Origin of the sequence: Sulfitobacter sp. NFXS29 (genome assembly GCF_040148765.1) — a bacterium.
GTDB lineage: Bacteria > Pseudomonadota > Alphaproteobacteria > Rhodobacterales > Rhodobacteraceae > Sulfitobacter.
Window position 1 is genome coordinate 129,676 of record NZ_JAGDED010000010.1, and the last position, 23,212, is coordinate 152,887.

A 23,212-nucleotide genomic window follows, 5' to 3' on the forward strand; every position below is an offset into this window, starting at 1 on the left:
TCACCTATGGATCACAAAAGAAAGGCTACCATGCCGCAAAGATTAGCGGAAGCTGCGCAGATCGCTGCCAAAGAGACGGGCGTGTTCTTGCAACGCAAATCGGTCCGTCATGCCCGCAATGTAATCCGAGACCATCCGCGCCAGCGTGGTTTCATCCTCTGCCGCCTCGATCGCCGCCGCCCAATGGCGCGGCAGCAGGTTGGGTTGGGATAAAAACAGCGGAAAGAGATCTTCGACCACCTTGGTGACCTTCTCACGATTCTCCATCACCGAAGGGGCGCGGTACATCCGGGTGAAAAGGAACTTTCGGATCTCGCGCAGGTCCTGCCAGACAGGGTCCGAAAAGCGGATCACCGGACGGCCCAGATGGCGGATGTCATCGGGCGATGTGGCCCCCGACTCTTTCAGCAGTTTAGACGATGTTTCGATCACATCGCCGACCATCACCCCAAAAACCCGCCGCAGCGCCTCATGGCGGCGGCGGTAGCTGTCGGTGTCGGGGTAGAGCCGGTCCACTTCCGCATAGGCCGCGCCGACCATGGGCAGCTCGGCAATCTCTTCTTCGGTGAACAGCCCTGCCCGCAGACCGTCGTGCAGGTCGTGGTTGTTATAGGCAATGTCATCGGAAAGTGCCGCCACCTGTGCCTCGGCGCTGGCGTGGGTGTGCAGTTCCAAATCATGCCGTGCGTTGTAGTCTGCCAGCGCATGGGGCACCTCTCCGGTAACGGGCCCATTGTGCTTGGCAATGCCTTCCAGCGTGTCCCACGTTAGGTTCAGCCCGTCGAATTCGGCATAGTGCCGCTCCAGCGTGGTGACGATCTTGATCGCCTGCGCGTTGTGGTCAAACCCTCCGTAGGGCGCCATCAGCTTATGCAGCGCGTCCTCGCCGGTGTGGCCAAAGGGCGTGTGGCCCAGATCATGCGCCAGCGCCACGGCCTCGGTCAGCTCGCCATTCAAGCGCAACGCCCCTGCGATGGTGCGCGCAACCTGTGCCACTTCGATGGAATGGGTCAAACGGGTCCGGAAATAGTCGCCCTCATGCTCCACAAAGACCTGCGTCTTATGTTTGAGCCGCCGAAAGGCGGAGGCGTGGATAATCCGGTCCCGGTCCCGCTGATAGCAGGAGCGAAACGTGCTTTCCTCCTCCGGCACCAACCGTCCCTTGGCGGTGTCCGGATCCGAGGCGAATTCTGCGCGCATTGCGGCTGGTCCTCTCTCGCGGTCCTTGTGACCTGTCCTTGTGGTTTCTATATGTTAGGGGAACGCGAAAGAAAACCGATGCATCGGAGCCCGCAGATGAACCTGCCCCCCAAAGTCACCCCCCGCGCCTTTGAACGCCTCGCCGAGATCGGGGCCGCCGAGGAAGGCAAGGCCCTGCGCATCGCTGTCGAAGGCGGCGGCTGCTCGGGGTTTCAGTATGACATCGCACTGGACGAACCTGCCGAGGATGACCTCGTTCTGGAAGGCAGCGGTCAGAAGGTGGTGGTCGATAGCGTGTCCCTGCCGTTTCTGGCCGATGCGGTGATCGACTTCACCGAAGAACTGATTGGCGCGCGGTTCACGATTGAGAACCCCAATGCGACGGCGGCCTGCGGCTGCGGCACGTCATTTTCGATGTGAGCGCCTCCGGGCGCGTTCAGGCGCGTTCAGGCGCGCGCCCGTGCGAACCCCTCGAAAAACTGTTCGAAATGCGGGCCAGAGCGTTCGGCAGCGAGCAAGATCGCATGGCTGTCAGGCCCCAGATAAGATAGAACATTGGGGCGCATATACCCCCAATCCGCGCGCCGCTGCGCCCCCATATCATTCAAGCAAGCCGCCAGCGGGCGCAACGCACCCTGCCCGCTGCGGGCGGCGTGAAAGCGCAGCGCGCCTTGCGGAATGGTTTGGGCCTGTGACGGACGGTCTGCGATTTTCATGGCCCAGCCGGTGACGAGAAATTCATGATAATCGTCCTGCATGGGGGCATCGGGCTCGGCTTGAACGCGCAGGGCGCGGTGGTAGGCCGCGATGGCATCTTCCCACAGTGGGCTTGGGCAATATCCGCTGAAACGCAGCGCGGCGCAGACCTCGGCCAGCAGATCCATGTCCTGATCCAGAAAGGCCAGCAGCCCGGTGAAATGCAGGCTCTTTAGTGTCCCGTCTGGCAGTTCGGGAATCTGGTGGCCATAATCCGACAGGTAGAAAATGATATGTGTCAGTTCATAAGCCGCCTTTCGATTGGGCATGGCAAAGGTGACACTGCGCGAGACGAAGTCGCGCAGCCGCTGGCCAAGCGCCCCGTCACCGACCTGCGGCCCGACACCCCGACGGCGCAGCAGACGGCGGGCCTCGGCGCGTTGCAGGTCCGACAGTTCCGCGCCTTCCAGATCCGCCCGCGCAACCCTGCCGCAGAGCGCCGCGCCCTGTTGTTTTGGCAGGCCGATGGCCTCGAGGTCGAGGCAGATCGACAGGATAAAACGGTAGTATTGCGGGAAATCGCGCAGCAGATCGCGGCACCCTGCGTGGAAGGCGGCGAGCGGCTCTAACGCCTCGACGTCCAGCGCGGCCCCCGTGCTTGCCAGCACTCCCAGCAGTTCGGCGTTTTCCTTGAGCCAAAAAACATCCCCCTGAGCGCGACGCTCTGTCGCAAAGCTGCGGATCAAGCGTGCGGTTTGAGTGGCCGGGTCACAGCAGTCGGCAGGTCTCAGCAGAACAACATTGGTCATCATAGCGCCTCCAGATGGGAAACAGCGGGCGACAGGGCCGCCCGCTTGAACCAGTTTCAGGCATCGAAGCGCAGCACCTGCGCCTCTGTCGGGGCGAGGCCGGTTGTGAAAAGACCAACCCCTGCCCCCTGCGCGATGCTGCCGCTGTCGTCGTGGTGCAGACCGGTGGTGAACATCTCGGTCCCCTCGCCCATCAGCATGTCACCGCCTCCGTGGTTGAGACCGGTGGTGAAAAGGCCAACCCCCAGGCCGAGCATCATCGGCTTGTCCTGTGTTTCAGGCGCTGTTACGGGGGCGAAGTTACGTGCGGAAATAGCGGTCATCGTGGTGTCCTTTCAAAGGGCTTTGCAATTTAAAGATGTAGTCCAATTACTGATGCACTTTAAACGGGTTTCGCCAAGGATTTTTCGCCTAAGTTATTGTACTGGCTAAGTTATCCACATTAGGGTCGCGCCACAGTTTCGACCAATTGTTCGACTTTCCCTCTTCCGCGAGGTGCGAACTAAAAGCTTTCCACAAAGCTGTTGCAGAACAATGCAGTGGGAAAGACGTGCGTGGTTCTAGTCATACTAGAAAAAACCTAGAGAGAATCACCCTAAGCGCGCAGCCCTTCCCCTTGCTCCGCCACTGCATTTGCGCGATAGCAGACCCACGTCGAAAGAGGGCCGGACATGAAAATCGCGAGTTTTAACATCAACGGTATCAAAGCCCGCGCCGCGGCCCTGCCCGAGTGGCTCGACGAGGCGCAGCCAGACGTGGTTGTGCTGCAAGAGATCAAGTCGGTCGATGAAGCCTTCCCCCGCGACATGCTCGAAGAGCGCGGCTATAACGTCGAAACCCACGGGCAGAAATCCTTCAACGGTGTGGCGATTCTGTCGAAACTCCCGCTTGAGGATGTGAGCCGCGGCCTGCCCGGCGATGACGAAGACGATCAGGCCCGCTGGATCGAGGCCACGGTTGTGGGTGACGATATGGCGCTGCGGGTCTGCGGGCTTTACCTGCCCAATGGCAACCCGGTGCCGGGGCCAAAGTATGACTATAAACTCGCTTGGATGGCGCGGCTACAAGCCCGTGCCGAAACGCTATTGGCCGAAGAAACGCCCTTCCTCATGGCGGGCGATTACAACATCATCCCGCAGGCCGAAGATGCGGCCAAACCCGACAGCTGGCGCGAAGACGCCCTTTTCCGCCCCGAATCCCGCGCAGCGTGGCGGCGGTTGATGAACCTCGGGCTTACGGATGCCTTCCGGGCGCGCACCCAAGGGCCGGGGCATTATTCGTTCTGGGATTATCAGGCCGGTGCCTGGAACCGCAACAACGGCATCCGCATTGACCATTTTCTGCTGTCTCCGACCGTGGCGGACCGGCTGCGCGATTGCCAGATTGACCGCGACGCGCGCGGGCGTGACAAACCCTCGGACCATGTGCCGATCTGGGTCGAACTGGATATCTAAGCGTCAGGCCTGAAGCTCGGCATCCCAATAGAGAAAATCCATCCAGCTTTCATGCAGATGGCCGGGTGGGAATTTGCGCCCCATGTTGCGCAACTCTTCGGCGGCGGGTTGGCGCGGCGGTTTGCGCAGAGCCAACCCCGTGCGGTGCAAGGGCCGCGAGCCTTTGCGCAGATTGCAAGGGCTACAGGCCGCGACCACGTTTTGCCAGCTTGTCACCCCACCCGCAGCGCGGGGCACCACATGGTCAAAAGTCAGATCGCCCTTCGCACCGCAGTATTGGCAGCGGAATTCATCCCTCAGAAATAAATTAAAGCGCGTGAAGGCCACGCGCTTTTGAGGTTTGACATAGTCTTTGAGAACGACAACGGAAGGGATCCTGATCACCGTAGAGGGGCTGCGCACCACCTCGTCATATTCGGCGACGATCTCCACCCGGTCGAGCCATTTGGCCTTTACCGCTTCTTGCCAGGGCCATAGCGATAGCGGGTAATAAGACAATGGCCGATAATCCGCGTTGAGCACCAGCGCGGGGTGGTGTTTGAGCGCCGCCGGGTGGCGGGTAAACTCGGTCCTGAAATCGCCGTCCATCTGGTCGCGTCCTCTGCCCGTTTTAGTCACTATATCTCGCGGTTTCTCTCTGGCAAGACAAAGGTGAACCACTAGATGTCGCCGGTTTTGCCCAAAGATTACGACAGAGGCGTGACAGATAGGCACAGTTTGTTAACCATGTGGCATGATCAAAAGCCCCCTGCCCGATGCGCCCGCTCCGCAGTCCCTGCTCGAAGCCGCCGTTTACGTCGACGATCTGAATACGGCGCGGGAGTTTTACCGCGACATTCTCGGTCTGAAACTGTTGCAGGAGGTGCCGGGGCGGCATATGTTCTTTGCGCTCGGCCCTTCGGTTTTGCTGGTTTTCAACCCCACCGCCACGGCGCAACCGCCCGGCAATCCGAAGATGCCGGTGCCGCCCCATGGGGCGCGGGGTCCGGGGCATGTCTGCTTTGCGATGAAACGGACAGAGATCGCCGTGATGGAGACGCGGCTGCAGGCCGCCGGGGTCGAGATCGACACCAGCTTTGACTGGCCCAACGGGGCGCGCTCGCTCTATGTGCGCGACCCGGCAGGCAATTCGGTTGAATTCGCAGAGCCGTGGCTCTGGGATGAGATGAAGGGTTAAAGCCCCAGCTTGTCGCGCATAAAGGCCAGCGCCACGCTCAGCCCATCCGGCGCGATGCCATGGCCGGTGCCCTTCATCACATGGGCGTAGACATCCTGCCATCCGGCCTCTTGCAGGGCTTCGGCGGCCTGCGGCAGGGACTGCGGTGCCACCACATCGTCGGCATCCCCATGCACCAGCAGCACCGGCGGCTTGACGCGCGCTTCTTCGGCCAACGCTTCGGGGTTCAGCAGGCGGCCCGAGAAGGCCACGATGCCCGCCACCGCATCCTCGCGGCGCGGGGCCACATGCAGCGACATCATCGTGCCTTGAGAGAAGCCGAACAGCACGACCTGTTCAGGCAGCACGTCTTCGTCCACCATCAGCGCGTCGAGAAAGGCGTCGAGGTCTTCGACCGCGCTCATCATGCCGCGCATTGATTCCTCTTCTGATGATCCGTCGATCCACGGAATCGGGAACCACTGGAACCCCATCGGCGCGCCGGCGCAGGCTTCGGGCGCGTCGGGGGCGACAAAAAGCGTATCCGGCAGATGCTCGCTCAGCGGATCGGCAAGGCCCAGCAGGTCAGCCCCATTGGCCCCATAGCCATGCAGGAACACCACAACCGATCGTGTGGTGCCAGAGACCGGCTCGCGGCGCTCGGCGTTCAAAACCCGTGTCATGACAATCCTTCCTTTTGTTTCAACACCCGGTAGTAGGCAAAGAGCAGCCGCGCCGCAACCGACCGCCAAGGTGACCAAGCGGTGGCCATGGCGGTGAGATCTTTCTGCGTCGGGCGCGCGGGCAAATCAAACAGCCCCCGCGCGGCTTCTTGCAACGCAAGATCGCCACCGGGAAAGACATCGCGACGGCCCATGCAGAACATCACATAGACCTGCGCGGTCCACGGCCCGACGCCCGGCATGGCGACCAGCATGGCAATGGCTTCGGCATCGGGCAAGCTGTGCAGCGCGTCAAAGTCAAACTCCCGCTCTGCCAGGGCCAGCACATAGCGTGCTTTGGGGCGGCTCAGCCCCGCGGCGCGCAGACCGTCGTCGCCCGCGCGCAGGACGTTCGCGGGGTGATCCAACCCCGCCGTGACCAGCCGCGCATAGATCGCCCGGGCAGATGCCACGCTCACCTGCTGCCCCACGATAATGTCGAGCAAGCCCGCGAACCCCGGCGGGCGTAAACGTAGTGGCAGCGGTCCGGTGCGTGCAAACGCCATGGCAAAACGCGGCTCGGCCTCGGCCAGCCAAGCGGCCCCCTCGGCCACATCTGCGTCACAGGTGATCGGGGGCGCAAGGCTCACAGCTGCGCCACCCAGTCCATCATCGCGCCAAGGTCGGTCAGGCACTGTGCCCCCTCTGGCAGGCGCGGCTTTGCAATGAGGATCACCGGCAAGCCAAGGGCAAGTGCGGCGTCGACCTTGGGGCGGCTGGCCGTGCCGCCAAGGTTGCGGCAGATCAGCAGGTCAACGCCAAGATCGCGAAACAGCGCGGTCTCAGTCGCCACCGTGAAAGGCGGATCGCCAAAGATGAGATCCACAAAATCATAGGGCGCGGGCCGGTCATGGCGGCTGGTCTGGCGCAGCATGAGGCGCGTCCCCTTAAAGGGCAGAAACTGTGGCAGGCTGGCCCATCCGGTGGCGGCAAAGACGCGGGCCCCGGGCGGCACCGCGCTGGCGGCGGCGGGCACATCAGAGACCGACCGCAGCAGCGGATCATCCAAGGCCCAGCCGGGGCGCGCGAAACTTACACAAGGCTTATTCAAGGCGGCGGCAGCGGCAAAGCCTGCGTGGCTTAGCACTGCGTCAAACCCATGGCTGAGGTCCAAAACCGCGTCAAAACCCGCCATGTCGCGCAGCAAGGCGGTGGTATCGTCGGGGTCGCGCATTTCAAACGCCATCGGCATCGGATTGCTGCCGCGAGGTGGTTCCGTAAGCCATGCGGTGACCCTGTGACCGGCCTCAGCCAAGGCGAGGCCAAGCTGCCGCGCTTCGGCAGTGCCAGCGAGCAGAAGAAGGTTCAGCGAAGGGTGGTTTGGGGCGGTCATCGGCGCAATCATCGGCGAGCTTGGCGTCGGGCGCAAGCGGGATCGGAGGCGCAAAAAACGGGCCTGGGCTTGCCCTTACCCATCGGCAGGGCTACGCCTTGGCGGGAAGTGAGGAATTCAGACATGATCGACGACAGACGCGCCCGGCGCAACGTAGCGGTACTGGTGGCGGCACAGGCCTTTCTTGGTGCGCAGATGCCGATGATTTTCCTCGTGGGTGGCCTTGCCGGTCAGTCGCTGGCGACAAATGTCTGCCTTGCCACGCTGCCGATCTCGATGATCGTGCTGGGCTCCATGCTCTCGGCGACGCCGGTTTCGGCCATCATGCAACGGTTTGGCCGGCGGGCGGGGTTCTTTCTGGGCGCAGCGGGCGGAGCATTGGGCGGCGCGGTCGCGGCCTATGGGCTCTATCTCGCGTCTTTCCCGGTCTTTTTGCTCGGCTCCCTGCTGACGGGCGTCTATATGTCTGCCCAAGGGTTCTACCGTTTCGCCGCCGCCGATACAGCCTCGGATGACTTCCGGCCCAAGGCGATCTCTTACGTTATGGCCGGGGGGCTGGTCTCGGCCATCATCGGGCCGCAGCTTGCCACTGCGACCTCTGGCAGCCTCGTGGTGCCCTTCCTTGGCACCTATTTGGCGGTGGTGGCGGTGAACGTCGTGGGCGCGCTGCTGTTTCTTTTCATCGACATCCCCAAGCCGCCGATCCCGGCGCATGACGCGCCCAAGGGCCGCAGCCGCTGGGAGCTTCTGACCACGCCGCGCATCGCCGTGGCGGTGATCTGCGCCATGGTGGCCTATGCGCTGATGAACCTCGTGATGACTTCGACCCCGCTGGCCGTCGTCGGCTGCGGTTATAGCCAAGATAACGCAGGCTATGTGGTCACTGGCCATGTGCTGGCGATGTTCGCGCCGTCGTTCTTTACCGGCCACCTGATCAATCGGTACGGCGTTGAGCGGATCATGGGCCTTGGCATTGCAATCCTTGCCGCCGCAGGTCTGGTGGCGCTGCAGGGGGTGGAGCTGGGCAACTTCTTTGTTGCGCTGATCCTCTTGGGGCTGGGGTGGAACTTTGGTTTTATCGGGGCCACGACCATGCTCGCCGGGGCGCATGAGCCTCATGAGCGCGGGCGGATGCAGGGCCTGAATGATCTGCTCGTGTTCGGCGGCGTGACCGTCGCCTCGCTCGCCTCGGGCGGTTTGATGAACTGTTCGGGCGGCACGGCGCAAGAAGGCTGGGCAGCGGTAAACCTTGCCATGGTGCCGTTCTTGGTGCTGGCTGGTGGCTCGCTGATCTGGCTGGTGCTGCGCAGCCGCAAAGAAACGCAGCTGAGCTAAGCGCCTACCAGCGAGACGCCATGGCCCGCAGCGCGAAATGGCGGCGCGGGTCAGGCAAGCCTGCTTCGGAGACCTTTTGCGGGTCTGCCACAGCCGCGTGCAAAACAGGTCCGGCATGGGCGGCAGGCAACAATGCGGCCCGCGCCGCCTTTGGGATCTGCCCCCGTTTGGCCCGCGCTGATTTCAGGCGGTCCAACGCCCCCTTGGCAAGGGCCGAAACCCCTTCCGCCGTGCCATCAAGCAGCGGCACACGGCCCGCCTCTTCCAAATTCGGAATGGCACAGAGCCAAGCGGCGATGCCGGTGGCATAGGCTGCATCGCGCACAACCGCTTCCTCCGTCGCGCCAAGGCGGCGTGCGGCGACCCACATCAGATGGCCGGCGGTCTGGTCGATGTAGCGCGCGAAGTGGTCCGCATCTTCAAAGGGGTCTTTGTAGATATCCCACCGCCGGGCAGCGACGAGTTCATCGAGCAGTTCCGCATCGTCGGGCGCGATGGCGCGGGCCAGCGGCGTGGTGACTTCGTGGCGCCTGACGGGACCGCCCTTGGCAATCTCCTCCAGCGCGTCGCGCCACCATTGCAGGCGCATCTCGGCGATCATCGCCTCTTGGGTGACCCATGGCGCGCGGGCCACTTCGACGTTGAAGGCATAGAGCGGGAAGAGCAGCTTGCGCGTCTCAAGGGGCGCCGCCATGGCCGCGCGAAAGCGCCATGGGTCGGCGCGCTCTACCATGGCGGCGCAGGCGTTCAGGTCGGCGTCGAAGGTCATGCGGGGCGTGCCACGGTCAGCAGGTAGCCAAACTCATCCCGGTGGGCGCGCCAACAGGCAATTTCTGCCTCTGTCGCATCAAGCACCTGCGCCAATGCGTCATCCGCACCGGGGCGCAGCTTTTCGATGCGGGCCTCCAGCGGGGTGTAGTAATTCTCCCAAGCCTCATCCGACAGAACACGGGTCGCCACGACCTCATATCCCGCCGCATGGACCCGGTCGGCGATGCCGTCCGCGTTGCTCATTGCAGGATAGTCGGCCCATTGCGCACGGGCTTCGTCCGAGGGGGTATCGGTCAGCCAGCAAGGTTCGGAGAAGGCCACCACGCCACCCGCGCGCAGGGACTTGCGCCAGCTGGTCAGCGCCTCTGTCACGCCAAGAAAATAGACCGCACCGGCGCACCAGATCAGATCGTATTCATTGGCGATGGCGGCCATATCGGCGCGCAACAGGGTGACATTGCCATCCGCCACGAAACGCCCCCGCGCGGTGTCGACGAAATGCGCGGTTTTATCGAGTGCGGTGACATGCCCCTGCGGGATCGCCGCGCGGAGTGCGCCGATGTCACTTCCGGGGCCGCAGGCCGCATCGGCAATCTCGGCGCGCGCGGGCAGGTCGACCTGCTCCACGGCCCAATTCACGTCCGAAGGCTCTCCTGGCCCTTCGCGCGGCAGATCACGGTGCAGCGTGAAAAAGGCGGTCATATCGTCTGTCATTGGGCGCGGTCCCGGATCAATTTCCAACGTATCGCATCTAGCAATGCCTCGAATGAGGCGTCGAGTATGTTGGCGCTGACGCCCACCGTGGACCAACGCCGCCCCTGCCCGTCTTCGCTGTCGATGATGACGCGGGTGGTGGCTTCGGTGCCGCCTTGGGTGATGCGGACTTTGAAGTCAACCAGACGCATGTCATCCAGCAGACTGCTGTATTTGCCCAAGTCTTTGACCAGCGCTTTGGAAAGGGCATTGACCGGGCCACGGTCCGCGCCATCTTCGTCCAGCGATTCCGAGACCGAGAGCCGTTTTTCTCCGTCGACATCGACCACCACGACCGCCTCGGAAAGGCTGACCATCCGGCCCTCGGCATTGCGCCGACGTTCGACCGTGACGCGGTAGCGCTCCACCTCGAAAAGATGTGGCAACTGGTTCATCACGTCGCGGGCGAGAAGCTCGAAACTCGCCTGTGCGGTGTCATAGGCATAGCCCTGCGCCTCGCGGTCCTTGACCACCTCCAAGATTCGGCCAAGCGCCGGATCGCCCTTGGCCACGGCCAGACCGGCATCGCTCAGCCGTTTGCGCAGATTGGATTGCCCGGCTTGGTTCGACATCGGAATGACGCGGGTATTGCCGACCAATGCGGGGTCGATATGCTCATAGGTGCTGGGGTCTTTAGCAATGGCGCTGGCATGCAGCCCCGCCTTATGCGCAAAGGCCGAAGACCCCACGAACCCTGCCTGTTTCATCGGCACGCGGTTGAGGATCTCGTCGAGCATCCGACTGGTCCGCGTCAGCCCTTTTAGCGCGGCGCGGGTGACGCCAATCTCGAACTGGCTGGCGTAGGGTTCTTTCAGCAGCAAGATCGGGATCAGCGTGGTCAGATTGGCGTTGCCACACCGCTCGCCCAGTCCGTTCAGCGTGCCTTGGATTTGGCGCGCGCCCGCGTCGACGGCGGCCAGCGTGCAGGCCACGGCGTTTTCGGTGTCGTCATGGGTGTGAATGCCCAGCCGGTCACCGGGGATGCCTGCGGCGATCACATCGCGGGTGATGCGGCCGATCTCTTCGGGCAGCGTGCCGCCATTGGTGTCGCAAAGCACGATCCAGCGCGCACCCGCCTCATAGGCCGCGCGGATCGCCTTAAGCGCGTAGCCGGGGTTGGCCTTATAGCCGTCAAAGAAATGTTCGGCATCAAACAGCGCCTCGCGCCCTTGGGCGACCAGATGGGCGACGGATTTGGCAATGTTGTCGGTGTTTTCCTCCAACGTGATGCCAAGCGCGGTTTTCACATGGAAGTCATGGGTCTTGCCGACGATGCAGACCGACTGCGTCCCAGCATTCAAGACGGCGGCCAAAACATCGTCATTTTCCGCCGACATGCCCGCGCGTTTGGTCATGCCAAAGGCGGTGAGCCGTGCCGAGGTGGGCGGTGCCGCGTCGAAGAATGCGCTGTCGGTTGGGTTCGCACCGGGCCAGCCGCCTTCGATATAGTCCACCCCAAGCGCATCCAGCGCCTCGGCGATCTGGCGTTTCTCATCGGTGGAGAATTGAACGCCCTGAGTTTGCTGCCCATCGCGCAGCGTGGTGTCATAAAGGCAGAGACGTTCGCGCGTCACAACAACCCCTCCAACTGCGCCCGATCAAAGCCGGGCGGTGGGGTCAGCTTCACGCCGTCCTTGCTCATCTGGACTTCGATCCCGACAGAGGTAAGCGCGGTTTTGATCCGATCGACCTGCGCGAAATCTTTGGTCTCCATCGCGGTGGCACGGGCATCACTCAGAAAGGCTTCGACATCGCTGAGATCCAGCGCCTTCACCGCCGCCCATTCGGGGATCAACTCATCCATCAGCCCCAAAAGCGAGAGCGCGCCGCGCAGACCTGCCGTATCGCCTGCATTCGACAGCCGGTGGCATTCGGTCAGCGCACCGTGGGTGTTGAGGTCATCCGCCAAGAGCGTGACAAGGTCCGAAGAAGGCGTCGCGGCCTCGGCCTCCGCCGCCTGAAGATACCATTTGCGCAGGGTCTTCTCGGCCTCCTCACGCTTTTTCTCGGTCCAGTCCATCGGCTTGCGGTAATGGGTTGAGAGCATGACGAAACGGATCACCTCACCCTGCACGCCCTGATCCAGCAGATCGCGCACGGTAAAGAAATTGCCCAAGCTCTTGGACATTTTCTTGCCCTCGACCTGCAGCATCTCATTGTGCAGCCAGTAGTTGGCAAAGCCGTGGCCCGCGCATTTCGACTGGGCGATTTCGTTCTCATGATGCGGGAACTGCAGGTCGATGCCGCCGCCGTGGATGTCGAACCGCTCCCCTAGCAGGTCATGCGCCATGGCGGAGCATTCGATATGCCAGCCCGGACGGCCCTGCCCCCAAGGCGACTCCCAGCCGGGGGTGCCCTCATCCGAAGGCTTCCAAAGCACAAAATCCATCGGGTCTTCTTTGTAGGGTGCCACCTCAACCCGCGCGCCTGCGATCATATCATCGACCGAGCGACCCGAGAGCGCGCCATACTCGGCATATTTGCGCACCCGGAAGAGCACATGGCCCTCGGCCTCATAGGCGTAGCCCTCATCGATCAAGCCGCGGATCATCGCGACCATCTGCGGGATGTACTGCGTGGCCCGCGGCATATGATCGGGCTCCAGCGCGCCGACGGCGGCCATGTCGTCGAGATACCACTGTGTCGTCTCGGCCGTGATCTCACCAATGCTGCGCCCGCTTGTCGCGGCGCGGGCGTTGATCTTGTCATCCACATCGGTGAAATTCCGCACATAGGTGACGTGTTCGGGGCCATAGACATGCCGCAGCAGACGGTAGAGCACATCAAACACGATCACGGGCCGTGCATTGCCCAGATGCGCACGGTCATAGACCGTGGGACCGCAGACATACATCCGCACATTCTGCGCATCAATCGGCGTGAAATCCTCTTTCTTCCGGGTGGCGGTGTTGTGCAGCTTGATCGTCAGGTCACGGGTCATGGGCAGGCGTCCTTGCGCGGGTGTGACGCGGGCTTGGCATAGTTTTGTCAGAATGGGAATGACGTGAACAGCGGCCCGCGAGGAAGTCTCAGCGGGTAATGCAGCAAATAATGAGCGTTGCGGTGTTCATGGCAGGATTGTAGCAAGCCCGCCGCCCTGCGCCAAGCCCCTTGTCCGGTTAAGTTTTTATACGCGCAGCGCGTGGCCATGACGGTCGAAGACAGCGTGTTGAGGCAGTATCAGCCATCTTTGCCAGATGACATGCCCGCAACGCGGCCTGTCCGCACAAAAAAGGGCCGGCCTCCTTTCGGAAGCCGGCCCCTATCCAAGCGAGTTACCCCGCCAAGACAGATTAGAAGCGCATGGAACCACGCAGGGAGATCGTGGTCGCGTCCAGATCGTCGCCTGTGCCGCCTACGTCATCGAATTTGTGCTGCAGCACTTCGCCACCGACGGTGTAACGGTCTGTGACTTTATATGTGACGCCCAGACCAGCAAAGGGGCCTGTTTCATCACCAACGCTTGTGTCGGCACGTGCTGCACCAGCTGTTGCATAGACCAGCGTGTTGCCGAAGTCGTAACCGGCTTTCAGCTTGGCCCGGGCGACGGAATCCACATCACCGGCGCCGTTGCCCAGATCGATGTCGGTTTTGTCATAGTCGAGTTCACCACCCAGTACGAACTTGCCGAAGTCATAGTCGTAACCGGCGTGGAAACCGTAGGACGTGTCGTCGCCGTCAAGGGCGCCGCTGTCGCTGTCGATGTCGGTCTGACCAACCTGAAGACCGGTGTAGAAGCCTGTCCAGTCGCCATCAACGGCCACAGGTGTCGGCGCAGGTGTGAAAACCGGTGCTTCAACTGTGGTGTCTTCCAGCGAACCGGCTGCTGCTGCACCCGCGAAGGCGCTGGATGCGATCAGGGCGATGCTGGCGATTGTTGTCGTGCGTTTCATGTTCTGCTCCTTAAATACAGGTGACCTGCGATCCTCGCCGCAGGGTCACTCACGCAACGCCTCATCTAGTATTGGGTTTCAGGTTTTTCACTTCACAGAATTGCGATGCGCTGATTGTCGCACATTTGCAACATACCCTCGGCCAAGCGCCGCTTAAGTTATGTATCAAGTGTGTTTCCGCCTTGGGGCTTAACGATAATTATTAAGCTGCTTCAAATACTTGCCGCCGCAATACGGAAAATTCAGCCCCAGTCACGGTCACCCAAGTGCAAAAAGCCTGCGTGGATCGGTCCTGCACCGACGGTAGGATTGCATGCAAGGCCCACGTTCCAAAGCCACCACCGCAAAAACCACACTAAAATCATTCATCGACGCCTGACACCGACCAAGGCTTGCTGTCAAAGGTGAACGCGTTATTTGCCTCTATTGGCAGCAAGAAGGAGCGGACCTCACCCCATGTCTTGGATCACCACTCATCTAGAGATCGTCATCATCGTGATCCTGACGCTGCTGGCGGCGATCGTGATTTTGCAACAGCGCCGCACGCCGCAATCGACGGCGGCTTGGCTGCTGTTCATCATCGCGCTGCCTTGGGTGGCGGTGCCGTTGTTTCTCGGGCTGGGCTTTCGCAAACAATCGTCGCGCTATTCGCCGGTGCATTTCCTCAAAGGGGAAACCGGAGGGCCGCCGCCCCGCCCGGTGCATACGCTGGACGCGACGATGCAGTATTTCGGCCTGCCCGCCGCCGCCCATGGGCAAGACCTGCGGCTCTTGGGCGATCCGACAGCGGCGCATGAAGCCGTGATGGCGCTGATCCATGGGGCCGAGAAACGGATCGACGCGCTTTTCTACATCGTTGCCAATGACGACACCGGCCGCATCTTTGTCGACGCGCTGACCGAACGCGCCAAGGCTGGTGTCAAAGTTCGGCTGCTGATGGACCGTTTGGGCACCCTGCGCGGCCCGGCAGCCGCGCTGCGCCGTCTGCGTGCGGCAGGGGGTGAGGTGCGCTTTTATTCACCGCTGTTGCAAGTGCCGGGCTCTGGCCACCTGAACCTTCGCAACCACCGCAAGATGATTATCGCGGATGATGCGCGGGTCTTTTCGGGCGGCATGAACATCGGCGCGCACTACCTCGGCCCCACGGCGCTAGAGGACGGCTGGACCGATCTGGCCTTCTTGCTTGAGGGGCGCGCAGTGCAGAGTTTCGGCGATGTTTTCCGCTCGGATTGGGGCGTGGCGAGCGGGGAGGCTTTGGACCCTGCCCCCTCGGTCGCGGCGCATACGGGCGGGACCGCCACGGTGCAATTGGTCCCTTCCGGCCCCGATATCACCGAAGACCCGCTGCACGACGGTCTGATCCGCGCGCTGCATTTGGCCGAGGCGCGGATTTGGCTCGTGACCCCCTATTTCGTGCCGACCGAAGCGCTTGGTGCGGCTTTGACGACCGCTGCCCGACGCGGTGTGGACGTGCGGGTGCTGGTGCCCGAACGCTCGAACCAACGGCTGGCGGATTTTGCCCGCGGTGCCTACCTGCGCGACCTGCACGAAGCCGGCGGCCATGTGCTGTATTACCAGCCCGGGATGATCCATGCCAAAGCCGGGATCATCGACGATATGGGGCTTGTGGGCACCGCCAATTTCGACGTGCGCAGCATGTTGCTGAACTTTGAGGTGACGCTTTTCGTCTATGACGCGGGGTCGGTCGCAAAGCTGCATGACTGGTTTGAACATCTCTCCGAACACTGCGCCATGGAGAAGCCTCCGACGGGGATGATCCGCAAGGTGGCCGAGGGACTGTTTCGTTTGGGAGCGCCTGTTCTATGATCCCCGCCGTCGCCCCCCAATCGCTGCGCATCGTCAGCTATAACATCCGCAAGGCCCTGGGCACCGATAGACGCCGCGATCCGGAGCGGATCATGCGGATCATCCGCAGCCTGCATGCAGATGTGGTGGTGCTGCAAGAAGCCGACCGCCGCCGCGCCCCGCGCCCCTCTGCCCTGCCGCTGGATCGGGTCGAAGAGGTCACGGGCATGCGCCCCGTGCCAACACCAAGCGATGTCAGCATTGGTTGGCACGGCAATGCCGTTTTGGTCCGCCCCACTGCCAAGATCGATCAGGTGGCGCATCTGACCCTGCCGGGGGTCGAGCCGCGCGGTGCCATGGTGGCCGATCTGCACATCGGCGCGCGGCAATTGCGCGTCATCGCCTCGCATCTCGGCCTGCTGCGCCCCTCCCGCAAGGAACAGTTGAGCGCTATGATCGCCCATCTTGATGCCTGCGCCGACTGCCCCACGCTGATCGCGGGCGATCTGAACGAATGGTCCCAAAAGGTCGGGCTGGGCCGCTTGGCGAAACGCTTTACGATCCATGCTCCGGGCAAGAGTTATCACGCCCGGATGCCCGTGGCCTTTCTTGATCGTATGGCGTTGGATCAGCACCTGACAGTGCGCCAAGGCGGCGTGGTCGAGACCTCGCAGACCCGCCGCGCGTCGGACCATCTGCCGATCTGGCTCGACGTGGCGCATCGCTAGAGCGGGTCACCCCGTAGCCCAAGCCAGCTCGCCCACCATCACGTTGCAAGCCTGCTGCGGATTAGAGAAGGCAACCTGCATATCAAAGGCCATGCGCACATCCGTTCGCGCCTTGGCAATCGTCGCATCCGTCGCCCCAAGCCGCCGTGCCGTGGCGATATTCTGGTTCGCGTCGTGCCGCAATTTGCGCACGCTCTCATAGCCGCCCGCAAAGCCTGCACATTGTTTGGCGGTCAATTCCGCCGCTGCCGCCCGCCGCGCCGCGGCTTCCATCGGTGAGGCCGGAGGTTCGACACAGGCCGCCAGCGATCCGGTGAGAAATCCCAATATAACAAGACGTTTCATCAAATTCTCCCTTTCACATCCTTGATAGGGAGGGACTGGTTTAATTTTGGTTAACGACTGTTTTGCCTCACGGCCACCACCTGACGTCGGGGCCTATAAGGCCGCGCTCAACCCCGGATGTCGTCATGGCGCTAACGCAGGCGACAACACCAAGCGCGCCCGGCCTCCAATAGCCACAGACATCCGATCCAAAGGTCTTTCAATACATAGTTAACCCTCCGAGGTTAAGAAATCTCACCAAAGCATAGCGGATCTAGCCAAAAGCATATGCCTAAGACCCACCTGCCCAGATTGACGCAAAAGCTGTCCGATGAAAGCCTGATGCAAAGACAAATTGAGAGTAAGTCATGATATTCGTTAGATTTTTCTGCGCGAGCGCGAAGGCCGTTCTAGGGGCATTCTTTTGGCTTTGTTTTTCAACCATGGTGCTTTCGCACGGCGCTTGGCTGGGCGGCGGCGGCGTTTCATTGACCGATGCCAGCCGTCAACAGATCGTGGACCGGGTCGCGGCGGGGCTGCCGCCGATTTCAGCCGGTGACAACATTGCCATCATTGCCGTTTTTCCCGTCATAGCCGAAGGCACGCTTGATGGTCCGGGCGGCTATGCCACGTTGTATGTGCCCGCCGGGACCGAAGTCGCATCCGCCTATATGACTGACGCCACGGGCGCGGCCGTCGACGCCCGCCCGGCCCGCGCCTCGACAGGGTCTGGCGTGTCTAAGGGTTGGGGTCCGAAAGGGCAGCAGACGTTTGATATCTCTCCAAACGGCTGGGCTCCCTCTGACACGGCGCAGTGCCAAGCAGCGGGTTTTTCCATCGCCAACTGTAACGCCGGGCTGGCCTATATCTATGGCGATACTGGTATTTTTTACTCGACCCGTCCGGATACTGCATTGTTCGCGAACGGCTCGGACATCGCCACCTTAGAGAATGGGTACCTCGTCAATCCCACGAATGGCAGCCCTTGGGGCAGCGTTGGCGGCACAGGCACCGCCCGCGTTCATAACAAATGGGATGCGGTTCAGATCAATGCCTTCGGTTCTGGGGGGACAATCGACCCAAACGGTTTCTCAACACAAGAAGAGACCACGATCACAGGAGGCCGGGGGGCGACGCCCTTCCGTGCGGGCAGCCCCGTGGCTGGCCCGGATTCAGGATCCGATTGGGACCGCTACGGCACCACCGGTCCTTGGAACCGGATCAGCTATCCCGGTTCCTGCGAAGCGGATGATCCGCTGCTTGCGGGGCCAGACGGGCCTGCCACTGGCGCCGGTTCCGTCTTTCCCGAATCGCTGGACCCGGGTGTTAATTCTTACGAGGCCTGCACCGAAACGACCGCGGGTTTTAACCTCAATAGCAGCGCCGCGTCCGTTTTGCCGAGCGGCACAAACGCAGTGCGCTACGCCTTCGGCGGGATCGCGCAGGGAGAGACTTATTACGCCGTCATGGAGGTAAAGGTCAGCGACCCGGCCAACATTGGATATTTCAATGCCGAAGGTCACGGCGGAGACTCCGCCGAAGGCGCCTCTGCCGGGAACGACAACCCATGGCGCTATTGGGTCGCCGGAACCTCAGCCGTCTCACCTGCGGGGCCTGAAGACCTTTTCGTATCGATCTCCATCACGGCGGTGAACGGCACCCCGTATTCGGGGGGCGACGTTCCGCAGGGCGCCACGCTGACCTACCGCGTGAGCTATGTGAATACGTCGCTCAGCCCTATGACCAATGTGCAAACCTCGGTGACCCTGCCGCCGGAAATTTCGGGTACGACGAACTTTCAAGTCATCTCGGGCGAAGACATCCGCCCTGCCTCCAACCCGACAAACGGCACTTTCCCGCTCCTTCCGATGCCCAGTTTGAACGGTCTTGGAAGCGGCGCCATCGAGTTTGATGCCTATGTCTCTACCGCGGCGGGAGGCAGCATCACCGCCGATGCCGCAAATTCCAGCGATGAAGGCGGTGCGGGGTCCGACAGCGTCAGCGTTAACGTAACCGCCGTGCCAGCCGATACCCTTCCAAGCTGTTCTGGAACGCGGTTCTCGATCGTCGATTGGACATCAGACAGCCCCGCAGCCCTCGGCGCGACGTCCACTTTCACCCGCTACGGCGTCGGCGGTTCACTCACTGCAACCGCAAACGCTGACGCTAGATTTGGCCGCGCAGCCGCGATCGGAAACGCAAATGAACTCTACTCCGCCGGGTATGGCGGCAATCCCGTGTTCACACAGCAATATGCCACGTTGAATATCGATTTTGACACACCCATGGACTCCGTCCTTTTCTACGTCACGAGCTTGGAATTTGACGAATCCGTAGTGATCTACGGCGAACGCAACGGCGTGCGCGTGCAACCTGCCATCGCGGACGGCCCACTTTCGGCCTCCATGTTTCGCCGGGCCAATGCGGATGGTTCTGTCTTGGCAGAGCGCGACAGCACATTCTCGACAGCGGCCCTACCCGAGAATTTCGCCGTGGAAGTCGGATTTGGCGCCCCGGTTGATCGGATCGTGATCGATCATGGCACCCGGAAAAACAACAACGCAAATTTCGCCGGATCTCTGCAACTGACGGACATTCAAGCCTGTGCCGACTTCACTGACGCCCCGTCGATTTATGGGGATGCACTGCATACGATGGGGCAAGAGCCAACGGTCTATCTGGGCGATGCTTTGACAAGCGATGCAGGGCCAGGGAACGCCGATGATGCGGGGTCGGACGATGACGATGGCGTGTCTATTCCTCCGCTCATCCAAGGATTTATCGCGACAATAGAAGCACGTGTCCAAGGCGACGGTGGTTTTTTGACCGCTTGGATCGACTACGACGGCAACGATGTCATGGCCCTTGCAACCGCCGAAGAAATCGCGCGCGATTTGCAAGACGATGGCACCGGCGGGGATCAGGTCGCGGGCGATGGTCTGATCCAATTTGACGTGATTGTCCCGGGTGACGCGGTATTGGACCAGACCTTTGCCCGCTTTCGGTGGTCTACGACCCCGGTTGTCGGCGTGGCAGATGTCTCCTTGGATGGGGAGGTCGAAGACTACCCGATCAACATCGCCGCAGCCCCTCTGGTCGATCGCGGTGATGCTCCGGCAAGCTACGGTGACCCTTTGCACATCATTGCAGAAACGGGCATTGCAGGGACCTACTTAGGGGCGATTTCTCCTGACCCCGAGGCCGCCTCTCAAGCAAGTGCCGATGCCTTGGGCGACGATCTTGACGGCAATGACGATGAAGACGGGGTCACGCTCCCGCAGCTCTTTGCTGGCGGCACGACAGAGATAACCGTTTTCGTAAACGAGGTGACCGGCGGGGTCGGCAGTCTGACAGGCGGCGTGGCCTATCTTCAGGCGTGGATCGACTTTAACGGCAACGGGCTCTTTGACGCCACAGAGCAGATCGCCTCTGACCTTCAGGATGGCAGCGCTTCGGATAAAGATGGCACGCTGAATGGCGAGATCCGATTTGATGTGAACGTGCCGGGAAGTTCCGTACTCACGCCGACATTCGCGCGGTTCAGGTGGTCAACCACCGAAGGCGTCGTCCCCGTCGCACTTGACGGAGAGGTCGAGGACTACAGGCTGACCGTGTCCGGCGATGTTCCTCCGGTTTCCTGCGACAGTGGTCTATACTTGCTATCTGACGATCCAACGCAGTTGCGCAAGCTGCGCTTTACCGACACGGGGTCGGGTTATTCCATGTCATCGCAACCCATCGGGACAGCGCCGCGCCGGTTAGAAGCCGGCTGGGGGTACAACGAACTTGATGGCTATATCTATGGCGTTCGCCCCGGCAAAGATGAACTGTGGCGCGTGGACGGCACCGGAAACTTTACAGAAATGCCTTCATTCCCAAACAGCGCCGAACGGGCCGAAGATGCGGGCGATATCTTGCCCAACGGTATATTGGTCTACGAAGTAGACGATGTCACCTGGCAGTTATTGGATTTGGCCGCCCCCAACAATCCGATCGATGCCGGGCAATTGACCCTCTCTCAAGCTGTCACGGTGTCCGATTTCGCCGTAAATCCATTGGACGGTTTCATCTACGGCATCAACGAAAACACCGGCAGCCTGTTTCGCGTCTTCGCGAACAATGGTCTCGCCGGTTTCACCACGGTAGTGGAATTTGGGCCTAGTGTTTACACGGGCATCTGGTCTGCGGTTTTCTTTGACGAGAACGGCCAGATGTACGCCTACGAGGAGGTATCGAACTCTATTTACCTAATCGATACGTCGACCGGCAATCGGTTAAGGCTGGCCACGGGAACGGATGAGGGCGGTTTCAGCGATGGCACCTCGTGCCGCGGCGGGACACCTTTCGTACTGTCCGGACTGGGCGGCAATATCTATATCGATCAAGACGGTTCCGACATAAAAGACGGCGCGGAAGAGAACTTGGCGGGCGGGATCCGGGTGGATCTGTACTCCGATAACGCAACGCCAAATGATCTGGACGATGACAGTTTTCTCCAGACAGTCGATACTGAGCCTGACGGAACTTATGCCTTTGTCGGTTTGCCTGCGGGCACCACCTACCGGGTAGAGGTGGATGTCAATGATGCCGACCTCCCCCCCGGGGCGCAGATCGGGACGTCGAACCCCCTCGTCGGTGTAAAGGCCGATTCCGGTGCCTTCACAGTGGCCTATGACTTTGGTTTCGACCCGCAGTTTTCTGACCTCTCGATCACCAAAGAGGCTTTCCAGGCGGGCACCACCTCTCCCGTCACAACCGCTGTCGAAGGCGACATCATCGACTGGGTGATCAGCGTGACGAACGACGGCCCCGGCTCGCCTTCGGGGGTCAAGGTGATTGAAAACATCCCCGCAGGTTTCGCCTATATCAGCAACACGGCTCCTTCCGACCGGCGATTATTTCGACCCAAGTACGGGGCTTTGGTTCGTCGATGAAATCCTGCCGGGTGCGACAGAAACCCTCACCATACGAGTCCGTGTCACGGCGGGTGGCAACTATACAAACGTTGTCGAGATCGTGAGCAGTTCCCTCCCCGACCTCGACAGTGATCCAGCCGTCGGTTTGGCCCAAGATGACTTGCAAGACGGAATTGCCGATGACGACGAAGCCAGCGTCACGATCGCTCTTGCAACCACGGGCGGTGAAATTTCGGGCCAGCTGATCCGGGATGATGGCCGTGGCGGTGTCGCGCATGATGGCTCGGCGACGGGCGACGAGGTGGGAACGAATGCAGGAACCATTCAGCTGCTGGACGATGCCGGTGCGCTTTTGGCAAGCCCGCAGGTCGGCGCCGATGGACGATGGGCCTATCGGCTCGCGCCGAACTACACCGGCAGCCTGACCGTCTCAACGGTGCCCGCTGAAGGGTGGAGAGCTATTTCCGAGCGACCGGGCTCACTGCCGGGATTGGTGAACAGCGACCCACACGATGGCTCGTTCAGCTTCACCCCTTCTCCCGAGACCGATTACAGCGGTCTTATCTTAGGCATTATTTCACTCCCCACTTTGAGTGAGGATCGTGACGCGCACGTTGGCGCGGGCCAAATCGCCCTTCTGCCGCATCTCTATCGGGCCAGTTCATCTGCCATCACCACTTTTACGGTAGAGAACATTTCCGAGCCTGCGGTCGGTGCATTCTCGGTTGCACTTTTTATCGACAACGATTGCGATGGCGCGCCCGATACCCCGTTGACCGTGCCAATTTCCGTGCAAGCGGGCGATGAACTCTGCCTGATTTCGAGGGTCTCGGCGGGTGGTGGCCTGCCTCCGGGCAGCGCTTTAACCTACGAGGTGCAGGCCGTTACGGACTTTTCCGGAACAACTGCCTCACACATTACGACCGATACGGATCGCGTGACGGTCGAAGTCGGGGGCAGTCAGCTCGTTTTGGTGAAAACTGTCCGAAACGAAACGCAAGGCACAGGCGAAGGCTATTCAAATCAAGCCTCGCCCGGGGATGTACTGGTCTACCGAATCACAGTGGTGAACCCGAGCCAGCGCATTGCATCCGCCATCGTCATTTACGACCGAACGCCGCCCTATACGCAATTGGCGGAGGCCGTAGCCACACCGCAAACCGTGAGCCCCTCGCTGGTCTGCGATCTCGCAAACCCAAGCGACAACCTTCCGGGATATGAAGGCCCCCTGCGGTGGGATTGCAGCGGAACCCATGCCGCAGGCGCCGAAGGGAGCGTGATTTTTAAGGTCCGCGTGACCCCTTGATCGGAACCGC

Annotated in this window: 21 protein-coding genes; 8 read left to right on the plus strand and 13 right to left on the minus strand. The window is 61.4% G+C overall.

All coding sequences use genetic code 11. The features are described from left to right. Positions 1 to 42 precede the first annotated feature (42 nt). Positions 43 to 1,200, minus strand: a complete 1,158-nt coding sequence (locus J3456_RS15645) for a deoxyguanosinetriphosphate triphosphohydrolase (protein WP_349581053.1) — start codon at positions 1,198 to 1,200, stop codon at positions 43 to 45. Between the two features lie 96 nt (positions 1,201 to 1,296). On the opposite strand from J3456_RS15645, the gene J3456_RS15650 reads away from it, so the two are divergent. Next, the gene (locus J3456_RS15650; protein ID WP_259981059.1) at positions 1,297 to 1,620 is read left to right on the plus strand and encodes a HesB/IscA family protein; all 324 of its coding nucleotides are present in this window, start codon (positions 1,297 to 1,299) and stop codon (positions 1,618 to 1,620) included. A 26-nt stretch (positions 1,621 to 1,646) separates the two neighbouring features. Here J3456_RS15650 and J3456_RS15655 read toward each other — a convergent pair whose 3' ends face one another. Next, positions 1,647 to 2,705, minus strand: coding sequence for a DUF6902 family protein (locus J3456_RS15655; RefSeq protein ID WP_349581054.1), 1,059 nt, complete (start codon positions 2,703 to 2,705; stop codon positions 1,647 to 1,649). Between the two features lie 56 nt (positions 2,706 to 2,761). Next, on the minus strand, positions 2,762 to 3,028 hold the full coding sequence (locus J3456_RS15660) for a hypothetical protein (protein WP_349581055.1): 267 nt from the start codon (positions 3,026 to 3,028) through the stop codon (positions 2,762 to 2,764). Positions 3,029 to 3,376: 348 nt separating this feature from the next. Between J3456_RS15660 and xth the strand changes: the two genes are divergently transcribed. Beyond that, the gene (xth, locus tag J3456_RS15665; RefSeq protein ID WP_349581056.1) at positions 3,377 to 4,159 is read left to right on the plus strand and encodes an exodeoxyribonuclease III; all 783 of its coding nucleotides are present in this window, start codon (positions 3,377 to 3,379) and stop codon (positions 4,157 to 4,159) included. Positions 4,160 to 4,162: 3 nt separating this feature from the next. Here xth and J3456_RS15670 read toward each other — a convergent pair whose 3' ends face one another. Then, the gene (locus J3456_RS15670) at positions 4,163 to 4,747 is read right to left on the minus strand and encodes an HNH endonuclease (protein WP_067621954.1); all 585 of its coding nucleotides are present in this window, start codon (positions 4,745 to 4,747) and stop codon (positions 4,163 to 4,165) included. A 145-nt stretch (positions 4,748 to 4,892) separates the two neighbouring features. Between J3456_RS15670 and J3456_RS15675 the strand changes: the two genes are divergently transcribed. Beyond that, positions 4,893 to 5,336, plus strand: coding sequence for a VOC family protein (locus J3456_RS15675; RefSeq protein WP_349581057.1), 444 nt, complete (start codon positions 4,893 to 4,895; stop codon positions 5,334 to 5,336). On the opposite strand, the gene J3456_RS15680 is transcribed toward J3456_RS15675, so the two are convergent. Genes J3456_RS15680 through J3456_RS15690 form a run of 3 tightly spaced genes read right to left on the minus strand, consistent with a single transcriptional unit; the run spans position 5,333 to position 7,370 of the window. Next, positions 5,333 to 5,998 (minus strand): alpha/beta hydrolase, encoded by a 666-nt coding sequence (locus J3456_RS15680; RefSeq protein ID WP_120350989.1) that lies wholly within the window; start codon positions 5,996 to 5,998, stop codon positions 5,333 to 5,335. The genes J3456_RS15675 and J3456_RS15680 overlap by 4 nt on opposite strands. Continuing rightward, a complete protein-coding gene (locus J3456_RS15685; RefSeq protein WP_349581059.1) occupies positions 5,995 to 6,627 on the minus strand; it encodes a DNA-3-methyladenine glycosylase family protein in 633 nt (210 codons plus the stop codon). The genes J3456_RS15680 and J3456_RS15685 overlap by 4 nt, the downstream gene beginning before the upstream one ends. Next, the gene (locus tag J3456_RS15690) at positions 6,624 to 7,370 is read right to left on the minus strand and encodes a precorrin-6A/cobalt-precorrin-6A reductase (RefSeq protein WP_349581061.1); all 747 of its coding nucleotides are present in this window, start codon (positions 7,368 to 7,370) and stop codon (positions 6,624 to 6,626) included. Before J3456_RS15690 ends, J3456_RS15685 begins: the two co-directional genes overlap by 4 nt. A gap of 123 nt (positions 7,371 to 7,493) precedes the next feature. Here J3456_RS15690 and J3456_RS15695 point away from each other — a divergent pair, with 123 nt between their 5' ends. Then, positions 7,494 to 8,705 carry an MFS transporter gene (locus J3456_RS15695; protein ID WP_349581062.1) on the plus strand — a complete coding sequence of 404 codons (1,212 nt, stop codon included), beginning with the start codon at positions 7,494 to 7,496 and terminating at the stop codon, positions 8,703 to 8,705. A 4-nt stretch (positions 8,706 to 8,709) separates the two neighbouring features. On the opposite strand, the gene J3456_RS15700 is transcribed toward J3456_RS15695, so the two are convergent. From J3456_RS15700 to J3456_RS15720, 5 genes are all read right to left on the minus strand, one after another. Beyond that, positions 8,710 to 9,474 carry a squalene/phytoene synthase family protein gene (locus tag J3456_RS15700; RefSeq protein ID WP_349581063.1) on the minus strand — a complete coding sequence of 255 codons (765 nt, stop codon included), beginning with the start codon at positions 9,472 to 9,474 and terminating at the stop codon, positions 8,710 to 8,712. After that, on the minus strand, positions 9,471 to 10,190 hold the full coding sequence (locus J3456_RS15705) for a class I SAM-dependent methyltransferase (protein WP_349581065.1): 720 nt from the start codon (positions 10,188 to 10,190) through the stop codon (positions 9,471 to 9,473). Before J3456_RS15705 ends, J3456_RS15700 begins: the two co-directional genes overlap by 4 nt. Continuing rightward, complete coding sequence (cimA, locus tag J3456_RS15710) at positions 10,187 to 11,803, minus strand: citramalate synthase (protein WP_349581066.1); 1,617 nt, start codon at positions 11,801 to 11,803, stop codon at positions 10,187 to 10,189. Before cimA ends, J3456_RS15705 begins: the two co-directional genes overlap by 4 nt. Further along, entirely contained in the window at positions 11,800 to 13,170 is a 1,371-nt protein-coding gene (cysS, locus tag J3456_RS15715) for a cysteine--tRNA ligase (protein WP_349581067.1), read from the minus strand. Before cysS ends, cimA begins: the two co-directional genes overlap by 4 nt. 352 nt (positions 13,171 to 13,522) lie before the next feature. Then, entirely contained in the window at positions 13,523 to 14,122 is a 600-nt protein-coding gene (locus J3456_RS15720) for an outer membrane protein (RefSeq protein ID WP_349581069.1), read from the minus strand. 456 nt (positions 14,123 to 14,578) lie between these two features. Between J3456_RS15720 and J3456_RS15725 the strand changes: the two genes are divergently transcribed. Together J3456_RS15725 and J3456_RS15730 are read left to right on the plus strand one after the other, a co-directional pair. Continuing rightward, positions 14,579 to 15,949, plus strand: a complete 1,371-nt coding sequence (locus J3456_RS15725; protein ID WP_349581071.1) for a phospholipase D-like domain-containing protein — start codon at positions 14,579 to 14,581, stop codon at positions 15,947 to 15,949. Continuing rightward, positions 15,946 to 16,656, plus strand: a complete 711-nt coding sequence (locus J3456_RS15730) for an endonuclease/exonuclease/phosphatase family protein (RefSeq protein ID WP_349581072.1) — start codon at positions 15,946 to 15,948, stop codon at positions 16,654 to 16,656. The genes J3456_RS15725 and J3456_RS15730 overlap by 4 nt, the downstream gene beginning before the upstream one ends. Before the next feature lie 6 nt (positions 16,657 to 16,662). Here the strand turns inward: J3456_RS15730 and J3456_RS15735 are convergent, their stop codons facing one another. Then, positions 16,663 to 17,001: a hypothetical protein gene (locus J3456_RS15735; protein ID WP_349581073.1), complete on the minus strand. Its 339-nt coding sequence runs from the start codon at positions 16,999 to 17,001 to the stop codon at positions 16,663 to 16,665. Between the two features lie 422 nt (positions 17,002 to 17,423). On the opposite strand from J3456_RS15735, the gene J3456_RS15740 reads away from it, so the two are divergent. Beyond that, positions 17,424 to 21,914 (plus strand): GEVED domain-containing protein, encoded by a 4,491-nt coding sequence (locus J3456_RS15740; protein WP_349581075.1) that lies wholly within the window; start codon positions 17,424 to 17,426, stop codon positions 21,912 to 21,914. Then, positions 21,817 to 23,202 (plus strand): hypothetical protein, encoded by a 1,386-nt coding sequence (locus tag J3456_RS15745; RefSeq protein WP_349581076.1) that lies wholly within the window; start codon positions 21,817 to 21,819, stop codon positions 23,200 to 23,202. Before J3456_RS15740 ends, J3456_RS15745 begins: the two co-directional genes overlap by 98 nt. Positions 23,203 to 23,212: the final 10 nt, after the last annotated feature.